General features: G+C 69.7%; 10 protein-coding genes. 5 read left to right on the top strand and 5 right to left on the bottom strand.

Features of this window, described 5'->3' with window-relative positions:
- Positions 1 to 79 precede the first annotated feature (79 nt).
- Positions 80 to 925, bottom strand: a complete 846-nt coding sequence (locus JHY01_RS13410; RefSeq protein WP_205326159.1) for a hypothetical protein — start codon at positions 923 to 925, stop codon at positions 80 to 82.
- A gap of 100 nt (positions 926 to 1025) precedes the next feature.
- Positions 1026 to 1712: a hypothetical protein gene (locus tag JHY01_RS13405; RefSeq protein ID WP_205326158.1), complete on the bottom strand. Its 687-nt coding sequence runs from the start codon at positions 1710 to 1712 to the stop codon at positions 1026 to 1028.
- Between the two features lie 184 nt (positions 1713 to 1896).
- On the opposite strand from JHY01_RS13405, the gene JHY01_RS27755 reads away from it, so the two are divergent.
- Positions 1897 to 2406, top strand: coding sequence for a DUF2752 domain-containing protein (locus JHY01_RS27755; RefSeq protein WP_205326157.1), 510 nt, complete (start codon positions 1897 to 1899; stop codon positions 2404 to 2406).
- Between the two features lie 55 nt (positions 2407 to 2461).
- Here JHY01_RS27755 and JHY01_RS13395 read toward each other — a convergent pair whose 3' ends face one another.
- Both JHY01_RS13395 and JHY01_RS13390 read right to left on the bottom strand, forming a co-directional pair.
- Positions 2462 to 3283, bottom strand: a complete 822-nt coding sequence (locus JHY01_RS13395; protein WP_205326156.1) for a DUF4097 family beta strand repeat-containing protein — start codon at positions 3281 to 3283, stop codon at positions 2462 to 2464.
- A gap of 13 nt (positions 3284 to 3296) precedes the next feature.
- Complete coding sequence (locus tag JHY01_RS13390) at positions 3297 to 3788, bottom strand: hypothetical protein (RefSeq protein WP_205326155.1); 492 nt, start codon at positions 3786 to 3788, stop codon at positions 3297 to 3299.
- A gap of 206 nt (positions 3789 to 3994) precedes the next feature.
- Between JHY01_RS13390 and thyX the strand changes: the two genes are divergently transcribed.
- The 3 genes from thyX to JHY01_RS13375 all read left to right on the top strand — a co-directional run bounded on the left by thyX (position 3995) and on the right by JHY01_RS13375 (position 7557).
- Positions 3995 to 4747: an FAD-dependent thymidylate synthase gene (gene thyX / locus JHY01_RS13385; RefSeq protein ID WP_205326154.1), complete on the top strand. Its 753-nt coding sequence runs from the start codon at positions 3995 to 3997 to the stop codon at positions 4745 to 4747.
- A gap of 228 nt (positions 4748 to 4975) precedes the next feature.
- Positions 4976 to 5866 carry a 4-hydroxy-tetrahydrodipicolinate synthase gene (dapA, locus tag JHY01_RS13380; protein WP_205326153.1) on the top strand — a complete coding sequence of 297 codons (891 nt, stop codon included), beginning with the start codon at positions 4976 to 4978 and terminating at the stop codon, positions 5864 to 5866.
- On the top strand, positions 5866 to 7557 hold the full coding sequence (locus JHY01_RS13375) for a ribonuclease J (RefSeq protein ID WP_205326152.1): 1692 nt from the start codon (positions 5866 to 5868) through the stop codon (positions 7555 to 7557). Before dapA ends, JHY01_RS13375 begins: the two co-directional genes overlap by 1 nt.
- Positions 7558 to 7767: 210 nt before the next feature.
- Here the strand turns inward: JHY01_RS13375 and JHY01_RS13370 are convergent, their stop codons facing one another.
- Entirely contained in the window at positions 7768 to 8469 is a 702-nt protein-coding gene (locus tag JHY01_RS13370; protein ID WP_205326151.1) for an SDR family oxidoreductase, read from the bottom strand.
- A gap of 74 nt (positions 8470 to 8543) precedes the next feature.
- On the opposite strand from JHY01_RS13370, the gene JHY01_RS13365 reads away from it, so the two are divergent.
- Positions 8544 to 11162 (top strand): DNA translocase FtsK, encoded by a 2619-nt coding sequence (locus JHY01_RS13365; RefSeq protein ID WP_240192741.1) that lies wholly within the window; start codon positions 8544 to 8546, stop codon positions 11160 to 11162.
- The last annotated feature ends 154 nt before the right edge of the window (positions 11163 to 11316 follow it).

The following is an 11316-nucleotide window of genomic DNA, read 5'->3' as shown; positions in this document are numbered from 1 at the left end:
CCGGGCTTCTGCGCGACAGCACGGCGACCGCCGCGGAAGGCCCCGCCGAATCGGCGGGGCCTTCCGCTTCGTTCGCCGGTCACTCGGCGGCGGGGCTCTCGGTGAGGGTGCCGTCCTGTGGGGTCGGGCTGGCGCTCTCCCCGGTGCCATCGGTGCCGGTCGGGGTGTCGGGGGTGGGGGACTGGCTCGGCGTCTCGGTGGTCGCGGACTCGGTGGGGGAGGTGCTCTCGGTGGGCGCTTCGGAGGTGGCCGGCTCGCTCGGCGTCGCGGACTCGGTGGGCGCCTCAGTGGTCGAAGTGCCCTCGGGGGTGTCGCTCTCGACGGGTGCCTGGGTGAGGATCGTCTGCGGGTTGTTGGTGATGAACCGGTCGGGTTCGCCGGTGAGAGCGCCGAGGAGGTAGAGGGCACTGACGGTGAGGGCGAAGACCAGGACGCTGGAGACGAGGATGGCGACGAGGGTCCGCTTGTTGGACTGGGTCTTCGTGACGTGGCCTTCGGGGGAGGGCTCGGCGGCGACGACGATTTCGTCGGTGTCCGCCGCGGCGCCCCCGATGACGACCGTGTCGTCCGCGAGCGCTCGGGTCCGCTCGGTGCCGGGGATCTTCGCGGTGGCCGTGACGGTGTCGGGGTCGAGCTCCACGGTCACCGCCCGGGCCTTGCCCTTGGCGACCGGCGCGAGCGCGGTGATCTGCTCCTTGATCTTCTCGCCGGTGCGGCGCATGGCCCGGAGGATGAGGACGGCGCCGATGGAGGAGCAGACACTGAGGACGGCGGTTCCGGCGAGGGTGCCCCAGAGGCCGAGGAGTTTGGCGAGGACCGCGCCGAGGACCGTTGCTCCCGCCGCGGCGAGGACTTGGCCGATGCTCAGTTCCATGCTGGGGTCATGGTGCTTGTGCCCCTTGCTCTTCGACTCGTACTGAGTCACCGGCCCTCCCCGCTGGTGTCATGGGTTCGTCGCTCTGGGCAGGCTCACCAGAATACGGGCCGCATGTGAGACGGCTACCGTTTGTGCTGGAGCTAACGGCTCAAGCCGACGGGTTGCCGACCGAGAAGCGGCGCAAACGCCGCCACTGCCACAGCCACAGGAGCCCGCACACGACCAGCGTGAACGCGATTCCTGCGATGAGGAAGGCGACGCCGTCGTTCTCGACGGCGGTGGCGGTGAGGTCGTACTCGTCGCCGGGGGTCATGGTCCAGGTGACGGTGCGGCCTTCGAGGGTTCCGTTGTGCTCGGTGACGCGGGCGGGGAAGTCGACGCTGAGGAGGATCTCGGCGTCCTCGAAGGCGGCGGGGTCCAGGAACCCGGCGGCGCGCAGGTCCCAGTGGCTTTCGAGGGCGTACTCGCGGCCGGTGTGGTTGAGGTGCAGGTAGCCCCAGTCGTCGCCGCCGAACTCGGCGAAGTCGGCGAGCGGGCGGTCGGTGAAGGTCGCGGTGTAGCCGCTGTAGCCGTCTTCGTCGTAGCGGCTGCGCTCGGTGCCGGGCACGCCGTCGAGCAGGGCGTCGAGGAACGCGTCGAGCTGCGCCTGGTCGAGACCCTCGTCGGCCGCCCGCGCGACGAAATCGTCGCTCCAGGCGGCGGTGAAGGCGCCGCCCACGGTGTCGTCGGGCCGGACCTGGAGGCCGAGGTCGAGCCGGAGGCACCCTGAAGTGGCGACGAGCAGTCCGAGCGCGGCGGCGGCGAGGAGCACGCGGCGAGTTTGCAGACCCAGCATGTCCAGAGCCTAGGCCCGAAAAAGCGCCGATTCGGCGGTTTCGACCGACTCGGCGAGTGCGTATCGTCGTACCCGGCGGCCACCCTTCTATTGGGGGCCCTGCGAACGAGCCCCGGGCCTCGCATCCTGCCCGCCGGACCCGCCCGCTCGACTCCTCCCGTTAGGCTGTCAGGGAGGAGGCGATGTGTGCGCAGTCGATGAGGCCACTCTGGCGTCGGAGCCCGGCCAGGCTCCGCCGGAACCCAAGCGCGGCAATCCGGTTCAGCGCTGGGTCGCCGGCGTGATCGGGCACCCCGCGTTCGCGCCGCTCGCGATCCTCGGCTGCTTCTCGGCCGCCGCGGCCGGGATCGTCGCCACGAACCCGACCGACAACACCGGCCCGAGCACGTGCCTGTTCAAGATCGCCACCGGCTTCGACTGCCCCGGCTGCGGCGGCACCCGCGCGTTCTACTACCTCGTCACCATGAACCTGCCCGAGGCCGCACGGCACCACCTCATGGCCGTGTTCGCCGCCCCGTTCATCGTCTGGCTCTACCTCGCCTGGGCCCTGCCGCGCCTGGCCCCGCGCCGCACCTGGCGGCTCCCCACCTTCCACCTCGCGCCCAGCGCGCTCTCCACGTTCCTCATCGTCTGGGGCGTCTTCTTCATCGCCCGCAACCTGCCCTGGGAACCGTTCACGTTCTTCTACGTATGACAAAGACCCGACCGCCGAGGCGATCGGGCCCTCACTCGGGTGTCGGGTGCAAGCGTTACGCGTAGGCGTTCGCACGGTGCAGGTAGATGTCGCCCGAGACCGAGCGGGCCCGCACTTCGAGGCTCGTGCCGGTGCTCGAAGGCGCCGGCGAGGTGTCGCCCGTCGCCAGCTCGGAGGTGACCGAGCCCGCCTTCGCGTCGAGGTCGACCCAGATGTCCGTGCCCGGGACCACGCCGAGGCTGATGCGGCCCGAGACCGTGTTCGCCTTGACCGAACCGGACCGGAGCGCGCTGAGCTCGATCCCGCCCGACAGCGTGTTCACGTTCGCGTTCGAGTCGACCCGCTCGGCCGAGATCGAACCGGCCACCGTCTTCGCGGAGAAGTCCCCGCCGACGTGGTCGGCCCGCACCTGGCCCGAAGCGGTGTTGGCGCGGAAGTCCTCGACCGCCTCGATGACGCTGATCGAACCCGAGACGGTGTTCGCGCGGACACTGGTCGCGCTCTCCACCGTCGCCGAACCGGCGACCGTGTTGATCGAGACCGCGCCGAGCTTGCCGTGCAGGCTGATCGGCGCCGAAGTGGTCTTCACCGAGACTTCCGAGCGAACCGGCACCTTCACCGCGAGGTGAACGCCGATCTCCTTGCGGAAGAACCAGTTCTGCGGCTTCTCGGGCGCCACCACCCGCAGGTGTCCGTTCTCGAACTCGACGCGCGCCAGGTCGGCGGCGTCGGCGTCCCCCTCGGAGCGGCGCTGCGCGGGCTTGATCTCCACGAGCACCGTGTCGAGCTCGTGGGAGGTGACGGTGACCGAGCCGTCGGCGAGGGTGATCGCCGCCGTGATCGGACCGTCATGGGTGAATTCGGTGTACTCGTTCATGCTCGGTGCTCCTCTAAGCCCTGGCGTAGCCGGTGATGCGCTGGCTGTACTTCGCGCCGGCGGGCTGACCCGAGGTACGCGAGGCGTGGACGGCGTTGTTGATCGCGCGCACCAGCCAGGCGTTGACCGAGTAGCCGTCGGCGGACGCGGCCTTTTCGACGTTGTCCTTCAGCGACTCCGGGAGACGCAGTGTGATGCGGGCGACGTCGTCGTCCACCGGCGGGGCCGGAGGCGGCGCGACCTCGGCGGTCTCGCCGCCGCTCACCCGCAGGTCCACTTCCCGGCCGCGCACGCGCAGATCGACCGACGCCGGGGAACCGGCCTGGTCGAGCCCGGCGGTGATCTCCGCGGCGGCCTCCGAAAGGGCTTCCATGAGCGCCAGGCGAGCCCCCGCGTCCAGCGCCTCGGACAGCAGTTCAGCGGTCCGCGCGGCTTCCTCGCCACCGGGCGCGGCGGCGGCGGTGAGGCTCCGGCGGAGCGATTCGATATACGGCGTCAAGTCCATGACACCATGATGACATCATTTCTGACGTCTGTCAACCGGCGTCATGGATCCAGACAGTGCGATTCGAACCACCACTCCCACCCGCACGCTCCCGTGACACCCGCCGAAGCCGGGCGCGCGTCGGATCACACTCCGCAGCCGAGTACCCTCAGGGAGTCGAGAACCAGCAATAACAGGCACCGAACACGAAACGAGGGGGAGCGGGGATGCCCGAAATCGTACCGATGGACGTCCGACTCATCGCCTGGACGCACTTCGAGTCCCCGGCCGACGTCCCCTGGGAGACGGACGCCGACGGCGGCCAAGCCCTCGCAGAATTCGCCGGACGCGCCTGCTACCAGTCCTGGACCAAGCCCAACCCCAAGACCGCCACCAACGCCGGCTACCTCGAGCACATCCTCCAGGTCGGACACCTCTCCGTCCTCGAGCACGGCACGGTCAGCTTCTACCTCAGCGGCATCTCCCGCTCGCTCACCCACGAGCTGATCCGCCACCGCCACTTCTCGTACTCCCAGCTCTCCCAGCGCTACGTCCCCGAACGCGACGCCGCCATGGTCGAACCCGAGGTCATCGCCAGCGACCCCGAACTCCACCAGCGCTTCCTCGCCGCCGCCGAAGCCGCCCAGAGCGCCTACAACGACCTCCTCGAAGGACTCGAGAAGCAGTTCGCCGACGTCGCCAACCCCACGCTGCGCCGAAAGCAAGCGCGCCAAGCGGCGCGTTCAGTACTCCCCAACGCCACCGAGACCCGCATCGTCGTGACCGGCAACTACCGCGCCTGGCGGCACTTCATCGCCATGCGCGCCTCCGAGCACGCCGACGTCGAGATCCGGGCGCTGGCCATCGAATGCCTCAAGCAGCTCAAAGAGAAGGCCGCCAACGTCTTCGCCGACTTCCAGATCACGAAGCTCGACGACGGCACCGAGGTCGCCTCCAGCCCCTACGTCACCGAGGGCTAGAGCCGCGGGCAATTCCCCCGCTCCGCCAGATCACGGCTCGCAAGCGTCGCCCAGAGGACCGGTTCACGGTTCACAATGATCGCCAGCGAGCCGACGCACGGCCCGCAGGCTTCGCCGCGAATGCCGATTCGAGGCGGTGCGAGGGAAAAACTTGAGACAGTTACAAAACGCAGCGAGCGGCCGGACGCAGGCGCCCCGGCCGCCGGAACCAGCATTGGTGAAAGCAACATGCGCAACGCAACCCGCCCCTTCGGGCGAACACTCGCGGCCATGATCACGCCGTTCACGCCCTCGGGCGAGCTCGACGTCCAGGGCACCGCCGCCCTCGCCCGACACCTCGTCGACGAGCAGGGCTGCGAGGGCCTCGTCGTCAACGGCACCACCGGCGAATCCCCCACCACCACCGACGCCGAGAAGACCCAGGTCCTCGAGACCGTCCTCGACACCGTCGGCGACCGCGCCCACGTCATCGCCGGCGCCTCCACCTACGACACCCGCCACTCGGTGCGGATCGCCCAGGAGGCCGCGAAGGCCGGCGCCCACGGGCTCCTCCTCGTCACCCCCTACTACAACAAGCCCACCCAAGACGGCGTCGTCGCCCACTTCGAGGCCATCGCCGACGCCGCCGACCTGCCGGTCATGCTCTACGACATCCCCCCGCGCTCCGTCATCGGCATCTCCGACGCGAGCTACGCGCGCCTCGCCCGGCACGAGCGCATCATCGCCGTGAAGGACGCGACGGGCGATGTCATCAGGGGACAGCGAATCCGCCTCGCCACCGGCCTGGCCGTCTACTGCGGCGTCGACGAGATCAACCTCCCCGCCTACGCCACAGGCCAGGTCGGCATCGTCTCCGTGACCGCCCACCTCATCGGCCGCCAGCTCAACGCCATGTTCGACGCCTTCGACGACGGCGACACCGCCGCAGCGGCCGCCATCAACGACCGGCTCCTGCCGATCACCGACGCGCTCTTCGCAGGCCCCGGCCTCGTCGGCGTCAAGGCCGCCCTCGCCACCCAGGGACTGCCCGGCGGCGAACCGCGCCTGCCGCACGTCCCCGCCGACGCGGAGCTCACCGCCCGCATCGCCGCCGCCCTCGCCGACCTGAAGGAGGCCTGATGGGCCTGACTCGACCCACGAACCTCGGCGCCCCCGGCGCCCTCCCCGACGGGGCGCTCCGCGTCATCCCGCTCGGCGGACTCGGCGCCATCGGCCGCAACATGACGCTCTTCGAATACGACGGGCGCCTGCTCATCGTCGACTGCGGGGTGCTCTTCCCCGACGTCGACCAGCCCGGCGTCGACCTGATCCTGCCGGACTTCACGCAGATCCTCGACCGCCTCGACGACATCGAGGCCATCGTCGTCACGCACGGCCACGAGGACCACATCGGCGCGATCCCCTACCTCCTCGAGCACAAGAACGACATCCCGGTCGTCGGCTCCAAGTTCTCCGTCGCGCTGGTGGAGGCCAAGCTCCGCGAGCGCCGCATCAAGCCCGTCGGGGTGGTCGTCGCCGAGAACGAGACGCTGCAGCTCGGGCCGTTCGGCTGCGAGTTCCTCGCCGTCAACCACTCGATCCCCGACGCGCTCGCCGTCGCGATCCGCACCGAGGCCGGCCTGGTGCTCCACACCGGCGACTTCAAGATGGACCAGCTCCCGCTGGACGGGCGCATCACCGACCTCGCCGGTTTCGCGCGGCTCGGCGACCAGGGCGTCGACCTGCTCCTCTCGGACTCCACGAACGCCGAGATCCCCGGCTTCGTGACCTCCGAGCGGCAGATCGGGCCCGTGCTCGACCGGCTCTTCGAAGACGTCAAGGGCCGCATCATCGTCGCGTCCTTCGCCAGCCACGTGCACCGTGTGCAGCAGGTCCTGGACGCCGCCTACGCGCACGGCCGCAAGGTCGCCTTCGTGGGCCGCTCGATGGTGCGCAACATGGCGATCGCCCGCGACCTCGGGCTCATGCACGTCCCTGAGGGGCTCCTCGTCAGCATGGACGAGGCCGTGCGCCTGCCCGCCGACGAGATCGTCTACATGTCCACCGGCTCGCAGGGCGAGCCGATGAGCGCCCTGGGCCGCATGGCCTCCGGCGACCACCGGCACATCGCCGTCGAGCCCGAGGACACGATCATCCTCGCCTCGTCGCTCGTGCCCGGCAACGAGACCGCCGTGTACGGGGTCATCAACCGCCTCGCGCGCACCGGCGCCACGGTGATCCACAAGGACGTCGCGAAGGTCCACGTCTCCGGCCACGCCCCGGCGGGCGAGCTGCTGTACGTGCTCAACGTCGTCAAGCCCTCCAACATGATCCCGGTCCACGGCGAGGCCCGGCACCTGCAGGCGCACGCGCGCCTCGCGATCGAGTCCGGCGTCCCTGCCGACCAGGTCATCGTCATCGAGAACGGCGACGTCGTCGACCTGATCGACGGCCGCGCCCGCCTCGTCGGGCACGTCCCGAACAACCTGATCTATGTGGACGGTCTCTCCGTGGGCGACGTCGGCGAGCCCGTGCTCAGCGAGCGCCGGATGCTCGGCGACGGCGGCTTCATCGCGGCCACGGTGGTCATCGACTCCGAGAACGGCAAGGTCGTCGGCGGCCCCACCGTCTCGGCCAAGGGCTTCTCCGAGGATCCCAAGGCCTTCGACGGGGTCCTGCCGCTCATCGACGACGCCATGGAGCGCGCCGCCGTGGACGGCATCACCGACCCGCACCAGCTCCAGCAGATCCTGCGGCGCACGGTCGGCAAGTGGGTCAACGACACCTACCGCCGCCGCCCGATGATCGTGCCGCACGTCCTCGAAGTATGAGAGGACGCGAGAGGCGCAGTCTCGAGGTTTGAGAGGGCGCGAGAGGCGCAGTCTCGAGGTTTGAGAGGACCCGAGAGGCGCAGTCTCGAGGTTTGAGGTGAACCAAAGCGGCGGGGCCGCGCCCGTTCGGGCGTGGCCCCGCCGCTGTTCGGGTTGCCGCTGACCGGGATTGAGGTACACGCCGGGGCCAGACCGGCGGGCCGAGCTCGGTCAGGTTCGGGCGCGGATCGGGAGCGGGTTCGGCGGCTCGATGCGGAGTTCGTTGATGACCATGTCATCAGGGGTGTCGAGCAGGTCGACGATGGTCGTCGCGATCGATGCCGGGCTCGTGGCGCGCGCCGGGTCGTAGTCCGCGTCGTACTGCTCGCGCACACTGCGCTGCATGTCGGTGGCGAAATGCGAGGGGTACACGCTCGTGACCCGTACGCCGTTCGGCCGCTCCTCGCCGCGCAGCGAATCCGCGAGCGCGCGAAGCGCGTGCTTGCTCGCGGCGTACGAGCTCCACTTCGGCCCGGCGTTGATCCCTGCGCCCGAGTTGACGAAGACGACGTGGCCGCGTGCGGCGCGCAGCGCCGGGAGCAGTGCCCGGGTCAGCTCGGCCGGGGCCGTCACGTTGACGGTGAGGGTCTGCCGCCACCACTCCAGCGACTGCTCGGCGACGGCGCCGATGTGGACGACACCGGCATTGTGGATCACCCCGTCGAGCCGTTCGAGCCCGAGCGCGGCCACCGCGTCGGCGATCGCGGCCGGTTCGGCCAGGTCGAACACGAGCCTCCGGTCGTGCGGCACACCGTCCAGCGCGGACTCGCTGCGCGCGTGCGCGATCACTTTGTCGCCGCGTGCGGTGAGCTGTTCGGCCAGGGTCCGGCCGAGCCCGCGGCCCGCGCCGGTCACCAGAATCGTTTTCGACATGGCGTCACATTAACCGTTTTCATGGTTGCCTTCGGGCCGACTCCGCTCGGCATGAGGGCGGTAACGTATGGGGCATGATGGCCAGGACGAGCGGCAGTTCGGGTGGCGCCGCCCGCAAGGGGGGCGCGGCCCGCAAGAGCAGTGCACCCGCGGCGCGCCGCAAGCCCGCCGCCGCCAAATCGCCTGCGAAGCCCGCCGCCCGAAAGGCGGCGAAGCGAACCACCAAGAAGGCGGCCGCCAAACAGAGCTCAAAGAGGACGTCCACCGCCAAACGCGCTGTCAAGAAGACCGCCGCGAAGCGCAGGGGCATGGACGCGGTCCCCGGGCCGCTCGAGGCGCTCGGCCTCGGCCTGCGCGGACTCTGGGTCGGCACCGCACGTTCCACGGGCTGGATGGCCCGCTCAGTCGGCAAGGAGGCCGCCACGGCCCGCGACATCGATCCCGCGCACCGTCGAGACGGCCTCGGGCTCTTCCTCATCGCCATCGCCATCGTCCTGGCCTGCGCGGTCTGGTTCGACGTCGCCGGCCCGATCGGCGAGCGCCTCGCGTTCATCCTCGACTGGATGCTGGGCCTGGCCACCCGCGCGCTCCCGGTGCTGCTGGTCCTGTGGGGACTGCGCGTGATGCGGCAGATGCCGCCGGAGGAGGAGACCCACGGCCGCTCGCTCGTCGGCTGGACCTCGATCTGGCTCTCGAGCCTCGGTCTGCTGCACCTGATCTCGGGCCTGCCCTCCGATATGGGCGAGCGGATGGTCGCGGGCGGCCAGATCGGCTGGCTCGTGGGCGGCGGCCTCGCGCTGGGCGTCTCGGCGTACGTCGCCTTCCCTCTGCTGATCCTGCTGCTGCTCTTCGGGGTGCTGGTGGTGACCGCGACGCCGCTCAACCAGGTGCCGTACAAGCTCGGCCGCCTCTGGGACCTCGCCACGGGCAAGGTCGACACCTATGAGGACGACGAGGACGAGGACGAGGCGCCGAGCACCCGCAAGACGCGCGCCGAGAGCCGCGAGGCGAAGCGGCTCAAGGAGGAGGAGGCCCGCCGGGCCCACCACCCGACGACCGTGCTGCCGCGGCTCGCGCCGGAGGAGGTGCCGGAGCTCAACTCGGAGCACGTGTCGGCCCGCGATTCATCGCCGATCGCCGAACCGGAGCCGGTGCGCGAGCCGCCGAAGCACTCGCCGCCGCCCAAGCGGATCGAGCAGCCGACCCTTTCGGACGGCGGCGCGGCCATGGACGGCGACTACCGGCTCCCGTCGATGGAGCTGCTCCCGACCGGTCCGACCGCCAAGAAGCGCTCGAAGGCCAACGACTCGGTCATCGCCGCTCTACAGGAGGTGTTCGCGCAGTTCCAGGTGGACGCTGCTGTCACCGGCTTCACTCGCGGTCCCACGGTCACCCGCTACGAGGTCGAACTCGGCCCGGCGGTCAAGGTCGAGCGGATCATCCAGCTGTCGAAGAACATCGCCTACGCCGTCAAGAGCTCCGACATCCGGATCATCAACCCGATCCCGGGGAAGAGCGCCGTCGGCGTCGAGATCCCGAACACCGACCGCGACGACGTCGCGCTCGGTGACGTGCTCCGCTCGCCGCTGGCACAGTCCGACCCGCACCCGATGATCGTGGGCCTCGGCAAGGACGTCGAGGGCGGCTACGTCCTCACCAACCTGACGAAGACCCCGCATTTGCTCGTGGCCGGAGCCACGGGCTCTGGTAAATCGAGTCTCATCAATACCTTGCTGGTGTCGATGCTGGTCCGGGCCACGCCTGAGCAGGTGCGGCTGCTGCTCATCGACCCCAAGCGGGTCGAGCTGACCAACTACGAGGGCGTTCCGCACCTCGTCCATCCCATCGTGACGAACCCGAAGAAGGCCTCCGACGCCCTCCAATGGGTCGTCAAGGAGATGGACATGCGCTACGAGGACCTCGCGAAGGCCGGTGTGCGCCATGTGGACGACTTCAACCGCAAGGTGCGCTCGGGGGAGCTGAAGACCGATCCGGCCACGGGTCGCGAACTGCGGCCGCACCCGTATCTGCTGGTGATCGTCGACGAGCTCGCCGACCTCATGATGGTGGCGGCGAGGGACGTCGAGGAGTCCGTCGTGCGCATCACGCAGCTGGCGCGCGCGGCCGGCATCCACCTGGTGCTCGCCACGCAGCGGCCATCGGTCGACGTCGTCACCGGTCTCATCAAGGCCAACGTGCCGTCGCGGCTCGCGTTCTCGACGTCGTCGCTCGCCGACTCGCGGGTCATCCTCGACCAGCCGGGCGCCGAGAAACTCGTCGGCCGCGGCGACGGGCTGTTCCTGCCGATGGGCGCGTCCAAGCCCGAGCGCATCCAGGGCGCGTGGGTCTCGGACGACGAGATCGAAGCCGTCGTCGCGCACGTGAAGTCGCAGATGGAACCGCAGTTCATCGAGGAGGTCACCGCCGCGCCGGGCTCGACGCGGGAGATCGACCCCGACATCGGCGACGACCTCGAACTGCTCATCCAGGCGATCGAGCAGGTCGTGACCACCCAGTTCGGTTCGACCTCGATGCTGCAGCGCAAGCTGCGCGTCGGGTTCGCGAAGGCCGGGCGGCTCATGGACCTCATGGAGACGCGCGGCGTGGTGGGCCCCTCGGAGGGCACGAAGGCCCGCGACGTGCTCGTGAAACCCGACGAACTGGACGGCGTCATCGCCTCGCTCCAAGGCTGAGACCAGACGAAAGGGGCCGGTCCGCTTCTTGGGTTCTAGGAGTCGTTGCAACACCTTGATCTACAAGGGATTGCGATGGACTTCCAGATCCGTCAGAACCGGACCAAAGCTCAGGGCCCGAGGAAGCTGACCGCGGAGCGGCATGCTTTCCTGC

Origin of the sequence: Glycomyces sp. YM15 (assembly GCF_016918015.1) — a bacterium.
Lineage (GTDB): Bacteria > Actinomycetota > Actinomycetes > Mycobacteriales > Micromonosporaceae > Glycomyces.
This window is presented reverse-complemented; position numbering and strand designations above follow the sequence as displayed.

Bases quoted from the DNA above. Each gene is read 5' to 3' on its own strand.
- JHY01_RS13390 (WP_205326155.1), bottom strand. From the start codon at position 3,788: ATGGACTTGACGCCGTATATCGAATCGCTCCGCCGGAGCCTCACCGCC.
- JHY01_RS13370 (WP_205326151.1), bottom strand. From the start codon at position 8,469: ATGTCGAAAACGATTCTGGTGACCGGCGCGGGCCGCGGGCTCGGCCGG.
- dapA (WP_205326153.1), top strand. From the start codon at position 4,976: ATGCGCAACGCAACCCGCCCCTTCGGGCGAACACTCGCGGCCATGATC.
- JHY01_RS13365 (WP_240192741.1), top strand. From the start codon at position 8,544: ATGATGGCCAGGACGAGCGGCAGTTCGGGTGGCGCCGCCCGCAAGGGG.
- JHY01_RS13375 (WP_205326152.1), top strand. From the start codon at position 5,866: ATGGGCCTGACTCGACCCACGAACCTCGGCGCCCCCGGCGCCCTCCCC.
- JHY01_RS13405 (WP_205326158.1), bottom strand. From the start codon at position 1,712: ATGCTGGGTCTGCAAACTCGCCGCGTGCTCCTCGCCGCCGCCGCGCTC.
- JHY01_RS13395 (WP_205326156.1), bottom strand. From the start codon at position 3,283: ATGAACGAGTACACCGAATTCACCCATGACGGTCCGATCACGGCGGCG.
- thyX (WP_205326154.1), top strand. From the start codon at position 3,995: ATGCCCGAAATCGTACCGATGGACGTCCGACTCATCGCCTGGACGCAC.